A 25,174-nucleotide genomic window follows, 5' to 3' on the forward strand; every position below is an offset into this window, starting at 1 on the left:
TTAATTTTTGTTTTCGTTAATAAATTCATTTAAAATAGTTAGTCCTTTATCCGTGGCAATGCCTCGAATATGGTATTCTAGAAATTTGGTCCCTAGCTCATCAGTCTTGTATATATTAACGGGGAAAATTTCTGTATCTTTTATCCCCACCATTCCGCTAAAATAAATTCGAGAAATAAAGTCTACATCTAATTCTTTACGGTACATTCCAAGATCCACCCCCTTTTTGATGTTACCTGACACGCTTTCTTTCATTACCTCAAACTGCTTTAGAATAAGTCTATCATATATTCTCGGGTAATATTTTTTTAATTGAAATTGTGCGGACGACTTCTTATCTCTTAAATAATCACTCGTGAATTTTTTTATATGAAATAGCTCCTCGATAGGATTAGGAGCTGCTTCACAGATAAATTCAATACCACTACAAATCGATTCAAATATATAAAAAGCGGTAGCCTCTACTAATGCTGTTTTTGTTTTGAAATGTTGATATATTGTCTTTTTAGACATCCCCAATTCATCAGCAATATCATCCATCGTAACGCTTTTAAAGCCTAGGCTTAAAAACATCTCTGTTGCTTTATCAAGTATTTTTTCTTTCATAATTGGGTGCAAATATAATACAGGAAACTTTAAAAACAATAAAAGTTTCCAAAGTATTACAATTATTTAACTTCGAAATTAAATTGGCATTTTTTTTAATTATGGTATTTTAGCCGAAAATTGATTCTATGTTATCTATCGAAGCCTATAGAGACACTTTTATTAGTCATCTTGAGGAAGCATTTGTTACGAAAGAGCCCGTAAATTTATACGAGCCTATCAATTACATTTTAAATATAGGAGGGAAACGTTTACGTCCAATCCTAACTTTAATGACCGCAGATATATTTGGAAAAAACTATAAGGATGCGATTCATGCTGCAATGGCGATAGAGATGTTTCATAATTTCTCCTTAGTTCATGATGATATTATGGACGATGCTCCACTGCGAAGAGGAAAAGAAACTGTACATGAAAAATGGGATCTAAATACAGGGATTCTTTCTGGAGATGCCATGCTTATTGTTGCGTATCAATTTTTTGAAAATTATAAACCTGAAACTTTTCAGAAGCTAGCTAAACTATTCAGTAAAACTGCTATTGAAGTTTGCGAAGGTCAGCAGTACGATGTTGATTTTGAAACTCGAGACGATGTTACCATCGAAGAATATATAAAAATGATCACCTATAAAACGGCAGTACTTGTTGGTGCAGCGATGAAAATGGGTGCAATAATAGCAGATTCTAACGAACAAGAAGCGCAGGCTATTTATGATTTCGGTCTTAATTTAGGAATTGCTTTTCAGCTAAAAGACGATTATTTAGATGCCTTTGGAGATCCAAAAACATTTGGAAAACAAGTTGGTGGCGATATTATAGAAAATAAGAAAACTTATTTATACTTAAAAACACTCGAGCATTTAACAGCAGAAGAGGCGCAGCAATTGCACCACCTGTATTCTATTAGTCCAAACGAAGCTTCTAATAAAATCCAAACGGTAAAAGAGCTTATGGTTTCAAGCAAAGCTGCAGAAGCTACATTAGAAGCCATCGAAGATTACACCGATAAAGCGTTAGAGATACTCAATAAACTATCTATTGATGACACTAAAAAAGATGCACTAAGAGATTTTGCAAACATGCTTATGGGAAGAGTAGTGTAACAGCTATTCTACATAAGGCACTTTTTGAGTATGAATTTCTGGAGTTTTTATAAGAACAGGAATAGTTTCTGTTGTTTCAACAATAGCAACAACTTCGATCCCGATATGAATTCCATATAAATTATCTGGATTTTTGATTCCTATAAAATACTTTTCTTTTGGCACTTCTTTAACCTGAATTATCCCAGACTTATAATTTTCACGAGTTCCATCCAAAGAAAAAGTAAAGTCTTCATTATTTCTGAATAGCATTGCCTGCTCTTTATTTAACAAGTACACATCACAAATATGAGCTCCAGGAGGCGCTTGTAAATTTGTTACTGCTGATGATATAGAACTTACTTCTGTATCTAAATATTTTGAAAGTTCTGAAGCCAAACTAAAAGTACCTACCGTTTTATTAATCGCTTCTTTATCACGATCTGCGGTAAGCACATAAAACCATTCTCTAGTATTTTCTGGTAGATAGACTGGAAAAACAACTCTATCTTTTCCGCCTTTAACAAGCTTATTTGACTTACTATTGAGATAAAACTGCTCTTTTTGGATAGTTTCTGTTGTAAGCTTACTCACCTCTTTTAATTCCGTTTTTTCAGGACCGTAAGTTGTATCGTAAACTGTTCTATATGCAATTGTAGCTGGTTTTTTACCTTGAGAATCTATGTTTACTTGTACAGAAAATGTCAACTCTTTATTAGAATCATTATCAAAACTCAATTTATAAATACTTTTTTCAGAAATAGCCATTGACCTTTTTAATGACTTAAAATTATCTTCAGAAAAGACTGTATTACTATCATTTAATGAACTAAAAGTGAAATCAGCTATTTTCTTTCCTTTAATTTTCTTGATATTAAAGCTTACCACATCTCCCTCTTGAGCAGCTATCAAAAAGCTTTTTTCTGAATCACTTTCTAAAACTACAACTTCATTGATATTAGTCTGACTGTAAATTACATTCAGAAATAAAAACAAAAAATAAGGCAACAATTTCATTCTTTAGATTTTAGCTAAAAGTAAATATTTTACACTAATTCAATAACATAGAAAATAAAAAACTTAATCTAATAAATATCTTACCCCTAGAAACCCTCGAATTCCTTGATTTGGCCCGTACACATAAGATGGATCGAAAGTAAGTGCATACGGATTATCTGGTGTAGGCTGTACATTTCCTTGTGCATCAAAAACTACATTTTTATCGAAAGGATCTTCAGCACGAGCTATTATAAAAGGATTCCCTTTGTTTGGTGTCCAATTCAATATATTTTTTATACCTCCGTAAATTTCAAAGTTTTTAAATCCATCATAAGTAAATTGTATATTCTGAATACTCCAAACAGGAGAATACTCCTTTCGGGGATCTAAATCTCCCAATAACGGCAATCGCATTGGGCCATAAACATTGCCCGTATAATCGATGTTTAAGTTCCATGGCATTATTTTATAGGAAACTCCCCAAGTTCCAGAAAATTGTTCCGTTAGAATCTGCCGAGTAGTAATACCATTTTCAGTTTGTGATACATTCATAAAAGTAGCTCCTAAGTTTACTTTTATTCCATTATAAAAAACCACATCTGCATTAGCACTTACTCCAGCACTTACAGCATACCCATCTAAATTATCATAAATAATTTCATTAGGATTTGTATCGTAATCAGGTAAAATCATATTTGTAAAATAGGTGTACCAAGCTGACAGATCTAAACCTATAAAACTATTATTATCGGTATAAATCTTCTTCAAATAATTAATATTAATATTATACGATTGTTCTGGCTTAAGTTCTTCTTCAATAATCACATCTCTCGCTCCTGTTAGTGCAGCATGTTCTTCAGTAAAAAGATTAACGACTCTAAAACCAGTTCCTGCATTCAATCTTAAGATATCATTTTCAGAAAGGCTCCATTTATAGGCCATCCGAGGTGTAAATATATTTCCGTGACGAGAATCATAATCGTATCGCATCCCTAAAAGGAGTGTATGCTTGGCAGATAATTCTATTTCATCCTGAATAAAAACTCCTGGAATCGTAACTTCATCAGGATTATTTTTGTCTACTTCTGCTGTTGCAGACGTATTATCATCATAAAAATTATATCTTAAAGCAGCTCCAAAGAGCAAATCATGATTTTTTATTTTTTTATCCCAAGCAAGTTGACCAAATGCTATGCGCTGCTGCGCTAAATAAGGAGTGTCTCCATAAACGGAATTCTGATCATGGTCTGTATAAGAAAAGGTGAACAGCATTTTTTCTGAAAAAGGGAGCTGGTATTTTCCTAAAAACTCCCATCGAGAAGTGTAAATACTTTCTCCATAAATTTCATCGCCACCTCTGTACGCTGGTGTCCATTGCAATTCCCCTCCCCATCTGTCTTCATAAAAATAGCGTGCCGCTAGTGAAAAAAGTCGATTGGCTTTTCTTTTAAAATCCCATTTTTGAAATAAAGAGATTCGGTCTTGCAAAGTGAGGTCTGTAAAATTATCGTTGTTATTATCTATAGTCTGATTGAAGTTAAAATAATTAGCACCTAGCAAAAAAGATGTTTTTTCTCCCAACAGCGCTTTATATCCAACATCTAAATTAAATTCCCCCCACGAAGTACCAAAAGTATCTACCGTAAGTTTGGGGGCATATTGTGGTGTTTTGGTTATTATATTTATGAGTCCGCCAACCGCTTGACTCCCGTACAAAGAAGAAGCTGGCCCTTTTACAATCTCCATTCTTTCTATTAAAGAATTCGGTATTCCGGAGAGCCCATATACAGAAGACAATCCACTTACAATTGGCATCCCATCAATTAAAATCATTGTATATGGCCCTTCAAGTCCATTAATATGAATATCACCTGTATTACAAATATTGCAATTGAGTTGAGGCCTAACTCCATTTACATTCTGTAGCGCTTCAAAAACATTTGCGGTAGGATTCTTTTTAAAAAAAGCAGGTTTATAAACCTCTACAGGAACTGGAGTTTCCATTCTACTTACAGGTTTTAGAGTTCCTGTGATAACAACCTCATCTAAACTAGAATCCGCCTTCAAATTAAAATTAATGGTTATAGTATTTCCATTAATTTTAATTTCCTTCCTTTCAGTAGAAAAACCAGTATAAGAAGCAATAACTGTATATGTTCCATTTTTTAATTCTGAAATTTCAAAAAAACCATTTTCATCTGTAATGGTTCCTTTCTCACTTCCTTTAAGATACACATTAGCAAACGCCAAGACCTCATCATTAGAAATTACTCGACCTTTAATCTGTTGAGCAGATCCAGAAGTAATTAAAAATAAAACACTCACGAAAGTAAAAACTACATTTTTCATGTAAACAGAATTAATTTTTAGACAAACCTAAAAATTTGTTTTTAATTAAAAAAATGTATTTTTGTATAAACTAAAAAAATGACACTTTCAGAAGAGGATTATATAAAAGCTATTTATCATTTATCAAAAGATGACCAGAAAGGCGTATCCACCAATGCTATTGCTGCACAAATGGAAACGAAGGCATCTTCTGTGACAGATATGATAAAGCGGCTTGCGGAGAAAAAAGTTGTTCATTATAAAAAATACCAAGGAGCTCGTTTAACCGAAGAAGGAAAAACATATGCTGCAAAAATTATACGTAAACACCGATTGTGGGAGTTTTTTTTAGTTGAAAAGCTTAATTTTTCTTGGGATGAAGTTCATGATATTGCTGAAGAATTAGAGCATATTAAAAGTGATAAACTTATTGAAAAGCTAGACATATTCTTAGATTTCCCTCGGATTGATCCTCACGGAGATCCAATTCCTGATAAGGATGGGAATATTAAAAAAGTTGAAAAAGTATTATTATCATCAGCACAAAATGGTGATAAGGGGATTGTTGTTGGAGTAAAAGATTCATCCTCAGATTTCCTAAGGTACTTAGACAAATTACACATCTCTTTAGGAGAAGAAATCACTATTATAAACAAAGAACCGTTTGATAATTCAGTACAAATAAAATTAAATTCCACGGAGATTAATATCTCTGCATTGACCGCCAATAACATATACCTAAAAATTAAATAATAAGCCATGTTTAACGATATCGTTGCCTTTTTTAAAGAAATAGACCCTGTTTTAGCTGCATTTTATGCCACTTTATTTACTTGGGGATTAACTGCTTTAGGAGCTTCACTTGTGTTTTTCTTCAAAAAAATGAACAGACGCCTCTTTGATGGAATGTTAGGATTTACTGGTGGTGTAATGGTTGCAGCAAGTTTTTGGAGTTTATTGGCTCCAGGAATTGAAATGAGTCCAGGAGAAGGGTTTGTTAAAACCATTCCTGCAGTTATTGGTTTTGGACTAGGAGCTTTATTCATTTTTGCTTTGGATAAAATATTACCTCATTTACATGTGAATTTTAAAATGAGCGAGAAGGAAGGTATTAAAACTCCTTGGCATAAATCGGTGTTATTAACGCTGGCAATTACGATGCATAACATCCCAGAAGGATTAGCAATTGGAGTTTTATTTGGCGGTGTTGCTGCCGGAATTCCAGAAGCTTCTATTGAAGGCGCAGTAATTTTAGCACTTGGTATTGGAATTCAGAATTTGCCTGAAGGATTCGCTGTTGCGATGCCTTTACGAGGTTTAGGACTTAGCAGATGGAAAAGTTTTAATTTCGGACAATTATCTGCTATTGTAGAACCGATTGCAGCTGTACTTGGTGCTTGGGCTGTACTCACATTTGAGCCGATTTTACCATATGCACTTTGCTTTGCAGCTGGTGCAATGATTTTTGTTGTAGTCGAAGAAGTGGTTCCTGAATCTCAACAAGCAAACCATACCGATATTTCTACCTTAGGTTTTATAGGTGGTTTTATTATAATGATGACATTAGATGTGGCGTTGGGGTAAAATTATTTCGCTGATGAAGTATGGTCGCTAATAATAAGCCATTGATTATCAAACTTACGCCAAACCAAGGTAAAATAACCACTAAGATCTCCGATAGTTCTTTTTAAATGAAAAGAACCTATAACTTGAGCAACTCCTTCTTTTACTTGCTGAATTTTAATCACTTCAAAAGTAAGTTTCCCCATTGCAGTTGTATCAGGATAACTTCTAAGATAGCGATCTTTAGTAGCTTCCCATCCAAAAAGAGGACCAGAGGAACCAGAAAAAGCTAAGTCTTCAGATTTCCAATACCCTTCCATAAAAGCAGGGATATCTCCACGATTCCAAGCTTCTTCTTGCTTATTAAAAACTTCAAGAATTTGGGTTTTATTAATTTCTGAAAGCTTTTCTTGAGCAGAAGACAAGAAAAACGAACAACAAACGAGAAGTAGTAAAAGGGAATTTTTCATTTGAATAATAATTTTAAGAGTACAAAATAATACTTTTCTAAGTAATAAAAATCGTTTATTATCAATTAATCTAATAAATCTAAGGTACTTTCCATTGTATATAAAGTAGGCCATTCTTGAACTTGTGCTTCTTCATAAACAGCTAACAACCGAACTTTAAATTCATCCAAAAGTCCATGTACTAAAATATACTTAACAGCTTCATCAAAAGACTTCGCCATACTCTTATAAAAAGCATCTTGTTTTAACTGCTTTTCTCTATTATATGTCTGAGCAATTTCCAAATTAAACCACATCACATCGGCCACCATAATAGGGTTTACTCCTAAATCTATAAAGTGTTTTATATGCTTTTGAGCTACAGACCTCCTTGCTCTTGGTTTTCGTCTAGAAACTGGGAAATATTCATTTGCAATTTTAGCTTTACATTGATCAATAAGCTTATCTTCCTTCGGATTAAAAACAAAATCATAATAAACCTTCACCTCCTTAAAGCGTGTATATAACTCTAAAACCTGCGTTTCTAGATCTTCCTTTTTTAAGGTGCTTAAGTATTTTTTTAAATCACGTTTAGACATAACTTACTGAGAAAAATAAGATTTAAAATTAATGTAATTATCCTTCAGAAGAATAATTACTTCAATATTTTAATATGCTTACCAAAAAAACAAATAATCTTAATGGCAACCACAGTCGCCATCTCCGCAACCTCCACTTGATTTTTTCCCTAGCAAAGAATTGAGTTTTTTAGGGAATACAAACTTCAACACTAGATAAGCAACAGCTAGTAATAATACAATATAAACGATAAGACTCTGAAGATCCATTTCTATACTATTTAAGCAATTGATATGCAATTAAAGCTACAACATAAGCAAATCCTGTCATAAATACTAATTGTGCAACTGGCCATTTCCATGTGTTCGTTTCTCGTTTTACAATGGCTAATGTACTCATACATTGCATTGCAAAAGCATAGAACAATAATAATGAAACCCCGGAAGCTAAATTAAATAAAGGCTCTCCAGTTACAGGATTTGTTTCTGCAGCCATTCTATTTTTAATAGTTTCTTCTTCATCGCTACCAACGCTATAAATGGTAGCCAGTGTTCCAACAAAAACCTCTCTTGCAGCAAACGAGCTGATCAATGCAATTCCTATTTTCCAATCGTACCCCAAAGGTAAAATAACAGGCTCGATAGCTTTTCCTGCTATTCCGATATAAGAATGACGGAGTTTGTAAGATGCTATTTTTGTTGAAAGCTCTTCTGGTGATATTTCTTGTGAAGATGTTTCTGAAGTGATAATTTCTGCTGCATTATCAAACTCCTCAGAAGGACCATTGGACGCTAAAAACCATAAAACAATCGAAATAGCTAATATGATTTTACCTGCTCCAAAAATAAAACTCTTTGTTTTTTCAATAACCGTAATCGCAACATTCTTAAATAATGGCAGTTTATAACTAGGCATTTCAACAACAAAAAATGTCTTATTTCTAATCTTCAATATTTTATTAAGCAACCAAGCTGAAAAAACAGCCGTTCCGAAGCCTATTAAATATAACAACATCAATGTAACTCCTTGCAAATTCATCCCTAAAAAGCGATCATTTGGAATTACTAAAGAGATAATAATAAGATAAACTGGTAATCTAGCGGAACACGTTGTAAAGGGAGTCACCAAAATGGTAATCAACCTTTCCTTCCAATTCTCTATATTTCGAGTTGCCATTACAGCAGGAATTGCACACGCAGTACCAGATATTAGAGGAACTACACTTTTCCCGCTCAAACCAAACTTACGCATTATCTTATCCATTAAGAATACAACCCTACTCATATAACCAGATTCTTCTAAAATGGATATGAAAAGGAATAAAAATGCAATCTGCGGAATGAAAATAACGATACCTCCCAACCCAGGAATAATCCCTTCAGCTAATAAGTTTGTAAGTGATCCCGGCGGAAGTGTTTCTTTTGCCCATTCACTAAAAGAGGCAAATGTGGCATCTATAAAATCCATTGGATAGCTACTCCAATCGTAAATAGCTTGAAAAATTGTAAGTAAGATTAAGAAGAAAATTACATATCCCCACACTTTGTGAGTAAGAATCCGATCTAAAGAAGCTCGGAAACCTTTTGCGGCATTTTCATCTTTTTTATACCCTTCTTTTAAAACTCCATTTATAAATTGGTAACGCAGCACCGTTTCTTTATGCTGCATTCTTTTTAGATCTGAAGTGGATTTAGTTGAAAAATTAGAAGCATCTTGAACCAATTTTCTGTCTAAGCTTACAAAATTGACATCTTGCGTAATTACCAACCATAATTTGTAAATATCTTGTTTTGGAAAAGCGGCTTTTAACCCTCCAAAATATTCAACATCAATAACAGTTGTATCTACACAAGGCTCAATAGAAATTGACTTATAATTTGTTATAAGTTCTTTAATCTTATCGATTCCAATTTTCTTACGGGTACTTACAACCGCAATTTTTGTGTTAAGACGCTCCTCTAATATTTTGGTATCTAAAGTAATTCCACGGCGCTCCATTCTGTCGGCCATATTAATCACCAAAATAGTGGGAATCTTTAAATCTTTAATCTGAGTAAAAAGAAGCAAATTTCGCTTCAAATTCTCCACATCTGTTATAACAACAGCAACATCAGGAAAATCTTTATCATTCTTATTTAAAAGTAGCTCTATTACTACATTCTCATCCAGAGAATTTGCATTTAAGCTATACGTCCCTGGCAAGTCAATAATATGAGCTTTAACTCCTCTTGGAAGCTTACAAACTCCCTCTTTTTTTTCTACAGTAATTCCAGGATAGTTACCTACTTTTTGATTCAATCCTGTTAACTGATTAAATACTGAAGTCTTTCCTGTGTTTGGATTCCCTATGAGGGCAACATTAATCTGCTTACTCATAAAGCTTTATTTTCTATAATATCTACTTCGATTTGCAGTGCAGTTTCACGACGAATTGCTAAGAAGGAACCATTAATATTTAAATACAATGGGTCTCTAAAAGGCGCAATCTGCAGTAACTCTACTTCGTTACCTGGCAAACAGCCCATTTCTAGTAATTTAATAGGAATAATATCCGTAGAAAACTCTTTAATTATGGCGCGTTCGCCTCTTTTTAAATGTGCAATCGTCAATTTCAAATCTTATTTAGATTCATTTTAAGTAAGCAAAAGTAACATAAAAATTGAGTTTGAGGAAATAATTTAATAGATGTTTAAGAACAAGGAAGTTAAATTTTAGCAATTAAAATTAAAAAAGTCAGTGACGAATAATTCAGAGGAGAATTTTACGACATAAAATTAGCGATGCTTTTAGAAGACTTTAAATCTATTTTATGAAAAAAACATAAGAATTTAGCTACTTTAGATAAAAGTATTGTCGCTAAAAGACAGTCTTTAAACGAACCAAAAAAACAACAACATGAAAAACATAATAATATTGTGCGTATTGTCACTAGGCGTTTTTAGTTGCAATACCATTCCAAAAGGAGCAGAAGCTGTTAAACCCTTTGATAAGGCAAAATATTTAGGTAAATGGTATGAGATTGCTCGTTTGGATTTTAAATTCGAAGAAGGCCTAAATAACACTACCGCTAATTATTCTTTAAATGACAATGGAACTATAAAAGTTGTAAATCGAGGTTATGATTACGAAGAAGAGGAATGGACAGAGTCCACAGGGAAAGCCAAATTTGTAGGCGACGATAATGTGGCAAAATTAAAGGTATCTTTTTTTGGACCTTTCTACGCTGGATACAATGTTATTGCCATTGACGATAATTACAAATACGCTTTGGTTGCTGGAAAAAATTTAGATTATCTATGGATTCTATCTAGAGAAACTACAATTCCAGAAAATGTTAAAAACGAGTATTTAAAAAAAGCTCAGGAAATTGGATATAACACCGCCGATTTAATTTGGGTAGAACATAATAAAGCAGAATAGAATTACAGCTCTTTGAAAGGAGTATAAAACCAAAATATTTATGGTTTCTGCTCCTTATATTCTTCTTTTAAAACAGCTATATCATGAAGTAATTTTTGGATATCTTCTTGTTTGGTACCGTCATAATAGCCTCTAATTTTTTTCTCCTTATCAACCAAAACAAAGTTCTCAGTATGAATCATATCAAAAGGACCACCGTCTCCAATTGTTTTCACCGCTAGGTAACTTTTTCTGGCGAGCTCATATATTTGTTTTTTATCGCCAGTAACCATATTCCATTTACTATCTACAACCCCTTTTTCTAGAGCATACTCTTTTAGTCGAGGTACAGAGTCAATTTCTGGAGTTACAGAATGAGACAAAAGCATAACATCAGGATCATCTAAAATCTCCTTTTGTATGATGGCCATATTATCTGTCATTTTCGGACAAATAGTAAGACAGGTAGTAAAAAAGAAATCTGCTACATATATTTTATCTTTATAAGTAGCTTCAGTAATAGTATCTCCATTCTGATTGATTAATTTGAATGGAGCTATTGTATGATATTTTCTGATATATTGAATTGAAGAATCAACAAGCTCTGCATTTACCATTGAAGGCTCATAAACAGGAAGCCTCTCTTTTGGCTTTAAGGCCTGATATATTAAGCTCACAATAATTACCGAAAGGATAAATAGGGTAATAAAAAAATATTTGAATTTGCTAAAAAACTGTAGCATACAATGGCTTATTTTATGGTTGCAAAAATACAATATAAGCTAGGAAAAGCTATATTTTTATCATAAAACAGTCATAAAAACTTCGCCTTACTACATTTTGATTGTGGTAAGTAGATGGAAAACATTACTTTTGTGCGATTTGAAAATGAAACCTAATTTATGAGTCCAATTTTAGTTAAGGCTATTCAACTTTTATTAAGTTTATCTATACTTATTGTTTTACACGAGCTCGGTCACTTTATACCAGCCAAAATATTTAAAACTCGTGTTGAGAAATTCTATCTATTTTTTGATGTAAAGTTTTCCCTATTAAAAAAGAAAATAGGAGAAACAGAATACGGTATCGGGTGGCTTCCATTAGGAGGTTATGTAAAGATCTCTGGTATGATAGACGAGAGCATGGACAAAGAGCAGATGGCACAACCACCTCAACCATGGGAATTCCGTTCTAAACCAGCTTGGCAACGTCTTATTATCATGCTAGGAGGAGTTACCGTAAACCTAATTCTAGGTTTCTTTATCTATGCCATGGTATTATACGTTTGGGGAAGTAATGAAGTTTCTCAAGATTCTTATCCTAATGGTTTTGCTGTAGCTGAACAATTAGAGCCTTATGGCTTTAAAAATGGTGATAAAATATTAAATATTGATGGTAAAAAACCTGAAAATATTTTAGATGTGAGTCGTTTACTGCTTGTAAGAGGAGTTGAAGAAATAGAAGTAAAACACGTAGACGGTAAAAAAGAAGTACTTAGTCTTCCAGATACTTTAGGAACTTACCTATATACAGAAGGAGCAGTTCGACCACTTACACCAAGAATAAACCCTGTAATAGATAGTGTTATTCCAGATAGCCCAGCAGATTTAAGTGGATTGAAGTCGAATGACAGAATTGTTTCTGTAAACGGAAATGCTGTTACTTTTTGGGATGAGTTTACTACCAAAGTAAAAAATGCAGACAACAACGCGATAAGTTTAGTTATAGAAAGAAACAAAGTAACAGATACGATCTCTGTAACTCCATCTGAAACTAATACAATAGGAGTTTATCCTAAATCTCACCTTACAGAAAAGGATATTATTAAGAAAGAATACACTTTTGCAGAAGCAATTCCTGCAGGAATTAACTACGGATATTGGACACTTAGGGATTATATCAGCTCAATGAAGTTTCTTTTTACGAAAAAAGGAGCTACAGAAGTGGGTGGTTTTGGAACCATTGCAAAGCTATTTCCTGACACTTGGGACTGGCAAGGATTTTGGATGTCGACGGCCTTTATATCTATTATTCTGGCATTTATGAATATCCTTCCTATCCCTGCTTTGGATGGAGGACATGTAATGTTCCTCTTATATGAGATGATTACTGGAAGGAAGCCAAGTGAAAAGTTTTTGGAATATGCACAAATGATTGGTTTTTTTATATTAATTGCCTTACTTTTGTACGCGAACGGAAACGATGTATATAAAGCGATTTTCGAATAAAATAAAAAAGTTTATTTTTTATTTGGTGTAAAGAAAAAAACATATATATTTGCATCCGCAAAAAGAAACAAAAAGCTTCTCAAGCAAGCACTAACAAAGGCTTAGAAGCATATAAAAATAAATTCCTCCTTAGCTCAGTTGGTTAGAGCATCTGACTGTTAATCAGAGGGTCCTTGGTTCGAGCCCAAGAGGGGGAGCATTTAAACCCAGTAAAGCATTAGTTTTACTGGGTTTTCTGTTTTTATAAATAATTTTTATCCGAAAACTACATTACATTCCCTTTTTTCAGAATCTACTCATTTTCTATTTATTATGCTTTTCGATATCAAGAAAAAAATAATTCGTAGTTTTAAAAAATAAAGAATCAAAAGTCTAATAATATATGATTGCTAATCATAAAAATGGATATAATCAATTATTGTCATTTGAAACGGAGAACATAAACCCGTAATAAGTTACCACTCATGTTACCAAGCAATATACCGATAAACCCTTTTTCTTCTCCTAATTCAAAATTCGAAAATAAAACATATAATCAGCCCATACTAATTATATTAAAAAGAGCTGATTATTTTAAGGTACGGGGAACGATTAACAAACACCAAGCCTTATTATCATTTGAAAAATGTATTTTCAAACATGAAATCTCCTTTGAAATTGATGGAGAATTTCCATTGGGCTTATTTTTCCGCTTTTCTGGTTGTGTTATTGACTCCATGGATGTGTCAACAATTATTTCAAAAAGAATTAACTTATTCTTTTTTAGTTGCTATGTAAAAAGGCTTCATGGAAAGAACCCTTCTTTTACAAGAATAACAATACAGAATTGTATTGGTGAATTCTTACTTAATGGCTTTAAAAGCGCAGATATTAGTTACACAAAAGAAAATATATTCCCGAAGGTATGGCTCCAGATCCTGGCTACTCATCGCGATTTAACGAAAACAAAAACATCATATCATATCGACAATGTTGAAAATATAAATTTTCACTCTAACATTCTAGAAGACGCTCCCAAAAAATCACGTATTGAAAGAAAGAGAAATGAAGCAATAAAAGATTATAAAATTAGGTTTGTTCCTTCATTGGATTTTATTACATCAATCAGCATTTCTTTAACTATAGACTATAAAGAGGATGGTATTGCAAACGATTTCTCTATAACTTCTTCTTGCCTAAAGAGCATTACCTTAAGAGGAAAACTTATGGGTAAATTAAAGATAGAAGATTCAATTATAGACAACATCTATATGCATAACTTTACCGCAGATCAAAATTTTAGATTATTTCAAGTAAAATCTTTCGTTATGAAAAGCGGAAACTTTGAAATACATAAATCTTTTTTAGACGAATCATGGTTCTACGGTGTTAGATTTGATAGTTACAATATCGTCTCCTTTTATAGATCAAATTTAGCTAATACCAAATTCACTTCTACAGTTTTTCAATCAAAAGGGTTAGATTACGAAGTATTTAAATCCTTAAAAAATGTTCATTATCCAAATGAACGAAATGACTCTTATCAAAGAGATCAGTATGAGCTATTTTTACAATTAAAAATGGCTTTATTGAAAACGGGAAACACTTTCGAGTCTCAAAGAATGCAAAGGATTGCTTTTAATTCATTAGAAAAGGTCAACCACCTGAATTTCGAAGACCGCACTATATTAAGACTTAATAGATGGACTAATATGCATGGTACTCAGCCTAAAAATGCATTCTTTCTATTTTTTGGTTTCACTTTCCTACTTTATGTTATTTATCTTGAAACACTAGGGCTGCATATTAATGTAAATAATGATTTTGATTGGAAATTAATAGGACACTACTTTTCATTTATAAACATTGCGCATAAACTCAACTTTTTAGTCGAAAAAGATTCCCTAACTGGTGCATCAATGATAGTAGACTTTATCAATCGAATTTTAGCTGGATACCTAATATACCAATTTATATCTGCTTTTAGAAAGTTTGGAAAAAAGTAATTTTTGATAAACAATCCTACGAAGAAAATGCGAATAATAAATCACTTAAAAACATTAAAAATTTAGTAGACACTCTTCTACTCATTAGGGTTTGTCCGCTATAAAATTCATAGCACATATCTTAATATGATATATATGAATACTTTTGAATGATGAAAATTTTTCTAGTCCCTTTAAAATAAGCTTTCAACAGACTTTTTAATCATCAAAAAGAACATTACTAAGTTGTATATAAAAAATCTTAAAATCATATCCTAAAACACACTTTAATTATGACCACCGACCTAATTCAGCACTTAATTAATGTAAAAATTTATGCAGACTATAAGCGTTCAAAGTTAGATTCTTTTGAGCTTTTCATTAGCTATATTGATGACGGGAATAATTTGAGTGATTTGGAAAAAGAAACCACATTATTTGTAGATGACGATTTCGAACCATCTACGGAGGAAATACATCAATTTAAAAACCAACCTGAAAGAAATTATATCGAAGAGTATATAAATATGATTAAATATAAAATTGAACAGATATTAGACTATCATAATACACCTATACCCAATTTATTTGAAATCAATAAAATAGTAGATTATGTGAGATCTATCGAAGGATTAGAAGCCTTCCTCAACTTAAAAGACAAACAAACTCTTATCGACGAATATATAGTTATTATTAAAAGTAATCATCCTGATAAATTTATCGAATCTTTGACTACAGTTGAAAATGATTTAAATAATTTCCCATTATTAACTAATCCACACCCAAATATTTTTCCATCCATAAGGGGATATAAGATCTTTTCTGAATTTCAAGAGAAATTTATCAAACACGAACATGCCGATTATAGCTTCATATATAGAAGAATGATTAGTGATAAACTTATTGTGTTTGATTTGGGTGATCAGGCATATAGAAATTGGCTTTATCAAAGCTTTGATATCGACATCAACAAAACAAAGACATTCAAAGAAGTAGACCTATCCGATCCATCAAAGAGAGATCGAATTTATTTTGAATTAAAGCGGAAGTATAATTAGATTTTAAAAGTTGTACCCAAATGGTACAAAAAAGTACCAATCTCGGTACAGTTCACATAAGACTTTTGTTCACATAAAAAACAAGTCTTATGAAAACAGTACAATTTATTCAATTTTCCCCAGAAGAGCTAGAAACGCGAATCACTAAAATATTAAAAGCTATTTTAAAGCCTGAGGATTCGCTTAATACGAAAGAGCCCAACAATCCTTTCCTAACACGACAAGAGGTTGCTGAGATGCTTAAAATCAACCTCAGTACGGTTCATAATTGGACTAAACAGGGTAAACTCATCCCATACGGCATAGGTAATAGGGTTTACTACAAATTTTCAGATATCGAAAAGGCAATTATTAAGCTTAAATAGTAATTGCCATGAGAGTAGATATTAAGAAAAAGGAGTTTTATGTTAATCTCCCAAATAATCTTTACAAGGATTTAAGTAAGTTAGTTATTGGTAAGAAAGAGATAAGTATAGAGTACTGCGCCTTTTTAATCCATTTGATTATTTATAAAAGCAAGGTCAATTCTTATGTAGGCTTAAGCTCTAAAAGGTTACAACAGTACGATTACACTAGAAACAAAATAAGATACAGTTACAATCAGCAGTTAACCTTTTTAGAAAAAAACGGTTTTATTAAAATAAAAAATCACATAAACAACATAAGTAGCAAACAAAACAGATGCAAGCAATATAAGCTAAGTGAAAAATATTTCGCGCATTTTCTTGAATTACAAAATAAAAGAACATTCCAAAACAAACATATAGTTAACAAACATGCGAAAGAGCGGAATAAAAGAACATTAAATGCAGAGGAAAGAACTAAACATCTAACTAAATGGATAGATTCACCTTTATGGTCTATTGATAGGTCAAATGCTTTAGAGTATGTTAAATCTAATTTTGATGATAGTGATTTCGAACGAAAAGTACTTCGTATCAGATATATTGAAAATTTTGAATCAGAGTTAAATAACTATTCAAGAGAAGGTAAAGATGATAGACTACACTCGTTGTTCACAAGGATACCTTCAGACCTAAAACAGTTCATCAAATTTAATAATGAAAACATGGTGGAAGTAGATATTAAAAGTTCACAACCAATTATTGCAAGTCTTATTCTCGATAAAATAGTCAAACCATTTAATGGGAACAAACTGAGTCATAATGAACTTAAAAGAGAAATTAATATCCAGCTAAAAAAGATGATAGACAATAAACAACAATATAAGATAAATATAAACAGAATAAGTGAGGAGATCACTACTATCTTATTAAATCCTTCCAAACCGATTGATTTTACTGAAACTGAACGATTCATTAAATTAATCAGACAGCATGATATATATGAATATGTTGGAAAGGAATTAATAAAAGACAAAAACGTTATTTGGACAGAGAATAATAGATATTGCACATATTTATACAATGAATCTAAAAAAATTCAAGAAATCCATTCTTTTGAAACATTAAGGGAATGCGGGAAAAAAATAACTATTAATGCCCTATATTCATCAACAAAATCTTATGGAATTAAAGCAGTAAATTCATTTAAAAGACTATTTCCTAATGTAATGAGCATCCTTGATTGCTTTAAAATAGACAAAAGTTCACACTTACCTATATTCATGCAACAAGTTGAGGCAAAATGCGTTTTAGATTATTGCGCAAAAAAGATTTCTAGGAAACACCCTGAAGTACTTCTGATTACGAGACATGATAGTATATCAACAACTGAAAACCAAGGAAACCTACTAAAGATTAAGATGGAAATACTATTGAAAGATTATTTTAGTTTTTCACCTGTCACAATTCTTAAACAATGGTAAATTATTATATTTACCAATTAAGTTTGCATAAAATAATTTTTTAATGAAAAAGATATTATTTGAAATAAGACGACTCTGTCTATTTCTCAATTATATCTATCACATAAATATCTTTAGGATATACGACAATATAGAAGATATTTAAAAACACAACCGCCAAACATCATCGAGAAAGTTAAAATGGTTAACAATAAAATTATCAGCGTAGTTTTACCTGCTTATAATGCAGAAAAGACATTAATTAATACATTTCAAGAAATACCTTTGGATATTGTTGACAACATAATTCTAACGGATGATAAAAGCATAGATAATACAGTCGCAATAGCAAAAAAACTAGGAATTAAAAACATAATCCAACATAAAAGAAATTCAGGCTATGGAGCAAATCAAAAAACTTGTTACAACAAAGCCCTAGAACTAAATTCTGACATAGTCATAATGCTCCATCCAGATTATCAATATTCTCCAAAATTAATTAAACCGATTATATACATGATACTATCAGGACATTACGACGTAATATTAGGAAGCAGAATTATAAGTACGGGCGCATTAAAAGGCGGTATGCCTATATACAAGTACATATTTAACCGAGCACTAACTCTATTTCAAAATATTTTATTGGGTCAAAAACTATCAGAATACCATACAGGATACAGAGCTTTTACTAAGGAAGTTTTAGAAAGTATAAATTTTAATTCAAATTCAAATGATTTTATTTTTGACAACGAAATACTCTCACAAATCATATATAAAAAATTTATAATCGGTGAGATTTCATGTCCAGTGAAATACGAAAAAGATTCTTCATCAATTAATTTCAAAAGAAGTGTAATCTATGGATTTGGGGTAATAAGAGTAAGTATCTTATATTTTCTATCAAAACATTTTTATTTTAAATCAAAAATATTTATTTTTGAAAACAATACCTAAACCTATGAATAAAAAAGTATTACTAGCTTTAAGCGCCTTAGTAGGTGGTTCAGCTATTGCAAACGATAATGTTTCAAAAGTAGAAATTGAGAATCCTGAAGATTCTGGAAATACAATATCTTACGAAAACTCCTCTCTTGCTAAGAAAAAATCATTCGTTTTAAAAGTTAACTTCAATGATTTAGACAAAAGCATGGCATGTATGCATTCAAGTCATTCAAGCCACTCAAGTCATTCAAGCCACTCAAGTCACTCTTCTCACAGATCATCCTCATTTGTATAAATTTATATAATGAGCTTAAGAGTTTCAAAAGACATGTACAGCCTTAAATCCGTCAAAGACACTATTTACTGGCTATCCAATGACTATGCTATAAACCTTAGTCATGATGACAAACAATACATTATAAAGGCAGATACAGAAGATGATCATTTTTCAAAAGTATTTCTTACTACCCTAAACGATTATTCCTTAAGAGATCTAATCACCCAAGAAACCAAAGACATAAAAACCCTAGTAGTTACAAAAGCATTTTATCCAGACCTTATTCATTTCAATACTATTGGGAATTTTGACGACCCAGTAAACATGGATAACAATGAAACAAAGTAAATATCGAAAGGAGTTTAGAAGCTTTAAAAATGAAGAGTTTTATGATGATTATAAAAATAATTTTTCATTACTCCCATTTAACTTTAAAAGACTTGATTCAGGCAGAGAGCTTTTAATAAATTTTATTGGCGACTTTTTAATTGTACCAAATGGCTCAGTTAAAAAGATTCTTAGCAAAGACAGGAATGTAATTTCAGTTGAACTCTACAGAAATTTATTATCTAATAATTTTATTCATGATTCACTCTCATTAAAGAACTTAGATGTATTAGCCAATAGGTACAGAGCAAAAAAATCAAATGCTTTAAACTTTGCAACATTACATATTTTTGTTATAACATTGAGATGTGAACACACCTGCAAGTATTGTCAAGTATCTAGGGTATCTGAAAACAAAGATGAATTCGATTTTAAAGAAGAGAAACTTTTTAAAGGGATTGACTTAATGCTGAACTCCCCTGAACAAAACATAACTATGGAGTTTCAAGGAGGGGAAGCACTTTTAGCTTTTGATCAGATAAAAAAAGCTATCTCATACACTAAAAAGGAAAATGAAAAATTTAATAAGAATATCAATTATGTAATTTGCACTAATCTAGCACCTATAAATGAAGAAATTCTCTATTACTGTAAAGAAAATAAGGTACTGGTATCTTCCTCTTTAGATGGACATGAATATTTACATAATAAAAATAGACCAAAAAAAGGTAGAGATAGTCACCAATTAGCAATAAAAGGAATTGAACTATCAAAAGAAATAGTAGGTCAGGAAAACATCTCTGCACTTATGACAACAACAGTCGAATCCTTAAAGTTCCCAATTGAAATAATTAATCAATACAGAACATTGGGTTTTAACTCAGTGTTCCTAAGACCTATCTCTCCATATGGGTTTGCTATTAAAGGAAAAAATAAATACTATCATACTGAAGAATTTCTGGAATTTTATGAAAAAGGTTTAGATTATATAATTGATTTAAATAAAAAAGGGGAAGATTTTAGAGAAGTATACAGCTCTATCATTCTAAAAAAATTATTAACTGCATACAGTGAAAATTATGTTGATTTAATGTCTCCGAGTGGACTAATAAATAGCGTAATAGTTTACGATTATAATGGCAATGTTTATGTAAGTGACGAAGCTAGGATGCTTGCACAAATGAAAGATGAAAAGTTTTGTTTAGGTACAGTGGATAATACTTGGGAAGAATTACTTTCTAGCAAAGTTATTGACGAAATTGCAGATAGTGGTGTTAATGATTATCTGGCAGGCTGTGACACATGTGCTTACAACATATATTGTGGAGCAGACCCAGTTCATCACCACGCCACTCAAGGTGATATATATGGATATAGACCTACTAGCTCTTTTTGCAAGAGAAATATGGGTGTATTCGATATCATATTTAAAAAAATTGATGAAGATAATGATGCTCTAGAAATTTTTAGTAAATGGGTAAAGAATGGTTGAAGAAAGAAAGTTAACTTGGAAGGGGAAAAATTTAGTTAATCCTATAAGTTTGTTTGTTGGCAAAGTCATTAATGTTATAACTAGCTCCTATGGAATTCAAATTAAATTAGAAGGTAGAAATCTTATTAATGGAACAAACCACACTTTATTGCTCTCTGAAATAGAGACAAATATTAATTACTCAGTTTCTATACTTAAGAACCTTAACCATATTGAAGAAGGGGATATTCTATTAGTAAAAGAAAACAACATAAGGTCTCTATTTAGAAAAAACAGCAATAATAATTCGATATTCGCAACCATTAGATGTAATAGTAATTGCCTGATGTGCTCACAACCTCCATTAGATATTGATGACACTAAAGAAAACTACATAATTTGGGATTATGCGATTGAGTTAATGCCTGAAGAATTAGAGTTTATTGGTTTTACAGGTGGAGAACCTACTCTTCTTGAAGAATACTTAATTTTATTAATAAATAAGCTTTTGATTAGATATCCTAACATAATCATCGATATTTTATCAAATGGAAGACTCCAAGCCACTAATGATTACTGTAAAGTACTTGAAAAAATAATTGACCCTAAAAGAGTAGTATTTGCGATTCCCTTATATTCTGATATCTATAATATACATGATTACATTGTTCAATCTAAAGATGCTTTCTACCAAACAATATTAGGTATTCATAACATGGCAGAATTAGGTTTCTTAATAGAAATCAGAGTTGTATTACACAAAATATCAATAGAAAGACTAGAAGAGCTTGCTAAGTATATACATAAAAATTTTCCTTTTATCTACCACATAACCTTTATGGGGCTTGAAATAATTGGATACACAAAAGCCAACAAGGATGTTCTAATTATTGATGATATAAATCACACAAATCAAATACTAGAAAAGGCAGTTCTTTATTTAGATAAATGGAACTATAACACCTCAATATACAACACACCCCTTTGTCATTTACCGACCAACCTAAGAAAGTACGCGAAACAATCTATTTCAGATTGGAAAAACAGCTTTCATAATGAATGTACATCTTGCCTGCTTAAAAGTGAATGTGCTGGATTTTTCTCATGGAATATCAAAAATTCACATGTAAAACCAATAACTGAAGTTGAGGTTTAATATATCCATAATTTTAATAATCATAACAATTATTGCACTACCTTTCATGGTAGGTATCAATAAAATTTTCTTTGGTTTCGAGTATGAAGATGCATTTGTTAGCTCTTTTGTAGCTTCACAGGATAATCCTCTTGACTATTCTGATAATTATAGAACTCAGGGTTGCCACAAACTTATAGACAATAAGTGTTATATAAAAAAAACATACACAGGGCATTATATAACCTATTCTTTATTTTTAAAAATTTGGGATAAAATATTCAAAATAAACCCATATTATCTTCACAGAATAGGTAATCTTATATTATATGTTTTTACTGTTATATTCTCTGTGTTTATCATAAAATCAAAAAGACCAAGGAGTGATTTAAATAATCTTATTTATTTCTTTATTTTACTTTCGACTTCTATCCCATCTATTTACGTTTTAAACAGCTCCTTAATTGAAAATATTTCAATCTCGATAAATATCTTAACTATTGTCTTTATCTATATTGAATCATTTGAGAGAAGAAGTCTTAATAAGGTTATAATAATCATATTACTATCTATCTCAATAATAATAAAAAGAGAGAACCTAATAATGTTACCTCTTTTAGCATTGATTCTTAGATATAATGATTTAAAGAAAAAAGAAATTATTCTATCATTTTCTTTTCTCATAATTTCACAAACTATAATTAATCCATTTTATACTGAATTTATTGAAGCTGAACAACTTGAAAAAGCAACATTTTCCATTGACTATTTAATCTTTCAGTTACCACAATATCTAAAAACGTTTATATCATATAATGGATTCCTGAACTTCTCACTAGCATTAATTATATTAACAAGACCTACATTAAAAACTTTTTATTTTATTGCTTTATTCTTCGCTTTCATAATATTATACAGCTTTCATTACAGGAGTCAATATGCAATAGAAGATCATAGTATATCTCTATTTGAAACATATAGATACATGACTAACACAACCCCTTTATTACTTGGAGCTATGTTATTTTCAAAGAATAGAGAACTACTAACAATGAAGGCATTAATGCTCTTCATTTTCATATTTAGTTATGTGAATTCATATATCAAAATGGAAGATTTTATTAATGAGGAAATAAGAAATTATCATTTAATAAATGAACGTATTGAAGATTCAATTAAACTAGAGGAAAATGCATTAATAATAGATAATTTTGTTCTCGTTACATTATTGAATTTGAAACATAAAAAAAATATAGACGTACTTCAATATGAAAACAGAAACCTATCGAGGATAGATACCTTTAAATACGCAAAAATATACCTAATAAATAGATTTAAATTAATTGATACCTCCTCAATAACTAAAAGAGGTATTCTCCTAAAAAAAATACCCCACTTTTCAATTGATAAGACTGATGTGTATGAAATAACAATTAAAGAAAAGGATCCTCTTTAATTACTTAAATTGCGACTAGAATAACAGCAAGGTATAAAAACACAAGAAACTTCAATGAAAACTCATAAAAGAGAAGATGCACTAGGTACCATACATATAATTGAAGTATACATTCTTAAAAGGAAATTACTCACTATTAAAGGAGAGGGTGATAAAAATAAGATTTTAACCTAAACAGATTTTAGCTTTTTTTCTTTCAAACTATCATTCATCTCCATCATTTCAAAGTTCTTAGCTGCTTGTATACTTAATTCAAAATTCTCTTTGTCAATGTATCTATAAAAATTTCTTTCTGTTTCATGTCCTGTTATCTCCATTATCATTGGAGTACTCCATCCTTCTTTGCCATAAAAGTTTGTTGCAAATGATCGTCTACAGGAATGGTTTTGGATTAATTTCCACTTTGGGTAATTACCCAATTTCCCATTATACCTTCCTCTAGTAATCTCATTTATTTCAGCAGCTTTACATACTTCTTTCATTCCTTTGGATAAAGCGGTTCTATTGCTTTTCTCGTTCTCGCTTAAATTTGGAGGAAACGCCCCATCATACTTTTTAAGTATTCCTTTAACTTTATAATGTATTGGAATGTTAACTTTTTTACCTGTTTTAAATTGTTTTATTGAGATAAAATTAATCCCCTGTATTTCAATAATATCTTTCTTCTGCATTCTAAACAAGTCTGATATTCTTTGACCTGTATAGCATCCTATTACTAACCAGTCTTTACATATACCCAACTTAGCATTACTCACATTAGCCTCTATGATTCTATCTATCTCATCTAATGTTAGGTAGACTACTATAGTATCGTCTTCAAACCCTTTGATTTTTCGATATTCAACATTAACAGGCAGTCTTTTACTTTCAGCATCTCCAACAATTGTTTTGAGTCTTTTTGCAAATCTACCAGTAGTATTTATTGACAAGCCTTTAATGTCTGTTATATATTCTAAAAATGAAGAACAAAGTCCTAAATCTACATCTTTCAAATAAAGTTTCCTTCCCGAATAATCTTGAAATTCTTTTATATGCCTAGCAAAGTTTACATACTTATTAATAGTCTCTTGCTTATATTTCTTTTTAACTCCATTTCTAATAAAAGTTTTTGACTTTAATTCTTCAGCATAAAATTTAGAATATTCTACAAGTAACTCTCTATCAACAGGTATTCCTTCATTAAAATATACATCAATGAGAGATTTAAGCCATTTACTAGATAAACCATGAGAATTCTCATTACTTGACTTTTCAATATTAAGAATTTCATTTTCGATATGACTCTCTAACTCCTTTAATGAATTGTGAAGCTCCTTATTACTCTCTGAATTTTTTTTAGGAAATCCCTTTTTATAATCCCAATTTTCAGCTCTTAAAATTGATAATCCAGTAGATAATCTTACATCAAGATTCTTACCTTTAAATAATCTAATATAAATTTTAGACTTTTCTTTAGGTTTATATGGATAAAACTTAATAGTAGCCATTGAACAAAGTATTA

At 31.2% G+C, this 25,174-nt stretch carries 25 protein-coding genes and 1 tRNA gene; 16 read left to right on the forward strand and 10 right to left on the reverse strand.

What is annotated here, in order from left to right; translation table 11 throughout:
- A complete protein-coding gene (locus ACN0TY_RS02020; RefSeq protein WP_417443159.1) occupies positions 1–606 on the reverse strand; it encodes a TetR/AcrR family transcriptional regulator in 606 nt (201 codons plus the stop codon).
- Positions 607–734: 128 nt separating this feature from the next.
- On the opposite strand from ACN0TY_RS02020, the gene ACN0TY_RS02025 reads away from it, so the two are divergent.
- Positions 735–1,709, forward strand: a complete 975-nt coding sequence (locus ACN0TY_RS02025; protein WP_417443160.1) for a polyprenyl synthetase family protein — start codon at positions 735–737, stop codon at positions 1,707–1,709.
- A gap of 3 nt (positions 1,710–1,712) precedes the next feature.
- Here the strand turns inward: ACN0TY_RS02025 and ACN0TY_RS02030 are convergent, their stop codons facing one another.
- A complete protein-coding gene (locus ACN0TY_RS02030) occupies positions 1,713–2,705 on the reverse strand; it encodes a hypothetical protein (RefSeq protein WP_417443161.1) in 993 nt (330 codons plus the stop codon).
- A gap of 63 nt (positions 2,706–2,768) precedes the next feature.
- Entirely contained in the window at positions 2,769–5,036 is a 2,268-nt protein-coding gene (locus ACN0TY_RS02035; RefSeq protein ID WP_417443162.1) for a TonB-dependent receptor, read from the reverse strand.
- Between the two features lie 78 nt (positions 5,037–5,114).
- Between ACN0TY_RS02035 and ACN0TY_RS02040 the strand changes: the two genes are divergently transcribed.
- On the forward strand, positions 5,115–5,768 hold the full coding sequence (locus tag ACN0TY_RS02040) for a metal-dependent transcriptional regulator (RefSeq protein WP_417443163.1): 654 nt from the start codon (positions 5,115–5,117) through the stop codon (positions 5,766–5,768).
- A 6-nt stretch (positions 5,769–5,774) separates the two neighbouring features.
- On the forward strand, positions 5,775–6,599 hold the full coding sequence (locus ACN0TY_RS02045; RefSeq protein WP_417443164.1) for a ZIP family metal transporter: 825 nt from the start codon (positions 5,775–5,777) through the stop codon (positions 6,597–6,599).
- Positions 6,600–6,601: 2 nt separating this feature from the next.
- Here the strand turns inward: ACN0TY_RS02045 and ACN0TY_RS02050 are convergent, their stop codons facing one another.
- From ACN0TY_RS02050 to ACN0TY_RS02070, 5 genes are all read right to left on the reverse strand, one after another.
- Positions 6,602–7,048: a YybH family protein gene (locus ACN0TY_RS02050; protein ID WP_417443165.1), complete on the reverse strand. Its 447-nt coding sequence runs from the start codon at positions 7,046–7,048 to the stop codon at positions 6,602–6,604.
- 65 nt (positions 7,049–7,113) lie between these two features.
- Entirely contained in the window at positions 7,114–7,626 is a 513-nt protein-coding gene (locus ACN0TY_RS02055; RefSeq protein ID WP_236957405.1) for a DUF6155 family protein, read from the reverse strand.
- 99 nt (positions 7,627–7,725) lie between these two features.
- Positions 7,726–7,875, reverse strand: coding sequence for a FeoB-associated Cys-rich membrane protein (locus ACN0TY_RS02060; RefSeq protein WP_236957406.1), 150 nt, complete (start codon positions 7,873–7,875; stop codon positions 7,726–7,728).
- A gap of 7 nt (positions 7,876–7,882) precedes the next feature.
- Complete coding sequence (gene feoB / locus ACN0TY_RS02065; protein ID WP_417443166.1) at positions 7,883–9,982, reverse strand: ferrous iron transport protein B; 2,100 nt, start codon at positions 9,980–9,982, stop codon at positions 7,883–7,885.
- On the reverse strand, positions 9,979–10,221 hold the full coding sequence (locus ACN0TY_RS02070) for a FeoA family protein (RefSeq protein ID WP_236957408.1): 243 nt from the start codon (positions 10,219–10,221) through the stop codon (positions 9,979–9,981). Before ACN0TY_RS02070 ends, feoB begins: the two co-directional genes overlap by 4 nt.
- Positions 10,222–10,501: 280 nt before the next feature.
- Here ACN0TY_RS02070 and ACN0TY_RS02075 point away from each other — a divergent pair, with 280 nt between their 5' ends.
- Positions 10,502–11,026 carry a lipocalin family protein gene (locus ACN0TY_RS02075; protein WP_417443167.1) on the forward strand — a complete coding sequence of 175 codons (525 nt, stop codon included), beginning with the start codon at positions 10,502–10,504 and terminating at the stop codon, positions 11,024–11,026.
- 38 nt (positions 11,027–11,064) lie between these two features.
- Here ACN0TY_RS02075 and ACN0TY_RS02080 read toward each other — a convergent pair whose 3' ends face one another.
- A complete protein-coding gene (locus ACN0TY_RS02080; protein WP_417443168.1) occupies positions 11,065–11,748 on the reverse strand; it encodes an SCO family protein in 684 nt (227 codons plus the stop codon).
- A gap of 159 nt (positions 11,749–11,907) precedes the next feature.
- On the opposite strand from ACN0TY_RS02080, the gene rseP reads away from it, so the two are divergent.
- From rseP to ACN0TY_RS02140, 12 genes are all read left to right on the forward strand, one after another.
- Complete coding sequence (gene rseP / locus ACN0TY_RS02085; protein ID WP_236957411.1) at positions 11,908–13,233, forward strand: RIP metalloprotease RseP; 1,326 nt, start codon at positions 11,908–11,910, stop codon at positions 13,231–13,233.
- Between the two features lie 123 nt (positions 13,234–13,356).
- Positions 13,357–13,430, forward strand: a tRNA-Asn gene (locus tag ACN0TY_RS02090).
- 267 nt (positions 13,431–13,697) lie between these two features.
- Positions 13,698–15,218, forward strand: coding sequence for a hypothetical protein (locus ACN0TY_RS02095; RefSeq protein ID WP_417443169.1), 1,521 nt, complete (start codon positions 13,698–13,700; stop codon positions 15,216–15,218).
- 272 nt (positions 15,219–15,490) lie between these two features.
- Positions 15,491–16,255: a hypothetical protein gene (locus tag ACN0TY_RS02100; protein WP_417443170.1), complete on the forward strand. Its 765-nt coding sequence runs from the start codon at positions 15,491–15,493 to the stop codon at positions 16,253–16,255.
- Positions 16,256–16,344: 89 nt separating this feature from the next.
- Positions 16,345–16,620, forward strand: coding sequence for a helix-turn-helix domain-containing protein (locus ACN0TY_RS02105; protein WP_417443171.1), 276 nt, complete (start codon positions 16,345–16,347; stop codon positions 16,618–16,620).
- Positions 16,621–16,628: 8 nt separating this feature from the next.
- Positions 16,629–18,083: a hypothetical protein gene (locus tag ACN0TY_RS02110; protein ID WP_417443172.1), complete on the forward strand. Its 1,455-nt coding sequence runs from the start codon at positions 16,629–16,631 to the stop codon at positions 18,081–18,083.
- Between the two features lie 180 nt (positions 18,084–18,263).
- The gene (locus ACN0TY_RS02115; RefSeq protein WP_417443173.1) at positions 18,264–19,019 is read left to right on the forward strand and encodes a glycosyltransferase family 2 protein; all 756 of its coding nucleotides are present in this window, start codon (positions 18,264–18,266) and stop codon (positions 19,017–19,019) included.
- On the forward strand, positions 19,003–19,302 hold the full coding sequence (locus tag ACN0TY_RS02120; protein ID WP_417443174.1) for a hypothetical protein: 300 nt from the start codon (positions 19,003–19,005) through the stop codon (positions 19,300–19,302). Before ACN0TY_RS02115 ends, ACN0TY_RS02120 begins: the two co-directional genes overlap by 17 nt.
- Positions 19,303–19,311: 9 nt before the next feature.
- A complete protein-coding gene (gene hxsD, locus ACN0TY_RS02125; protein ID WP_417443175.1) occupies positions 19,312–19,632 on the forward strand; it encodes a His-Xaa-Ser system protein HxsD in 321 nt (106 codons plus the stop codon).
- Positions 19,619–21,103, forward strand: a complete 1,485-nt coding sequence (gene hxsB, locus ACN0TY_RS02130) for a His-Xaa-Ser system radical SAM maturase HxsB (protein ID WP_417443176.1) — start codon at positions 19,619–19,621, stop codon at positions 21,101–21,103. Before hxsD ends, hxsB begins: the two co-directional genes overlap by 14 nt.
- The gene (gene hxsC, locus ACN0TY_RS02135; protein ID WP_417443177.1) at positions 21,096–22,238 is read left to right on the forward strand and encodes a His-Xaa-Ser system radical SAM maturase HxsC; all 1,143 of its coding nucleotides are present in this window, start codon (positions 21,096–21,098) and stop codon (positions 22,236–22,238) included. The genes hxsB and hxsC overlap by 8 nt, the downstream gene beginning before the upstream one ends.
- Positions 22,228–23,673: a hypothetical protein gene (locus tag ACN0TY_RS02140; RefSeq protein WP_417443178.1), complete on the forward strand. Its 1,446-nt coding sequence runs from the start codon at positions 22,228–22,230 to the stop codon at positions 23,671–23,673. The genes hxsC and ACN0TY_RS02140 overlap by 11 nt, the downstream gene beginning before the upstream one ends.
- A 170-nt stretch (positions 23,674–23,843) precedes the next feature.
- Here ACN0TY_RS02140 and ACN0TY_RS02145 read toward each other — a convergent pair whose 3' ends face one another.
- A complete protein-coding gene (locus tag ACN0TY_RS02145) occupies positions 23,844–25,160 on the reverse strand; it encodes a tyrosine-type recombinase/integrase (RefSeq protein WP_417443179.1) in 1,317 nt (438 codons plus the stop codon).
- Positions 25,161–25,174: the final 14 nt, after the last annotated feature.

Origin of the sequence: Joostella sp., assembly GCF_048266025.1 — a bacterium.
In the GTDB taxonomy this organism is placed as follows: domain Bacteria; phylum Bacteroidota; class Bacteroidia; order Flavobacteriales; family Flavobacteriaceae; genus Galbibacter; species Galbibacter atrarenae.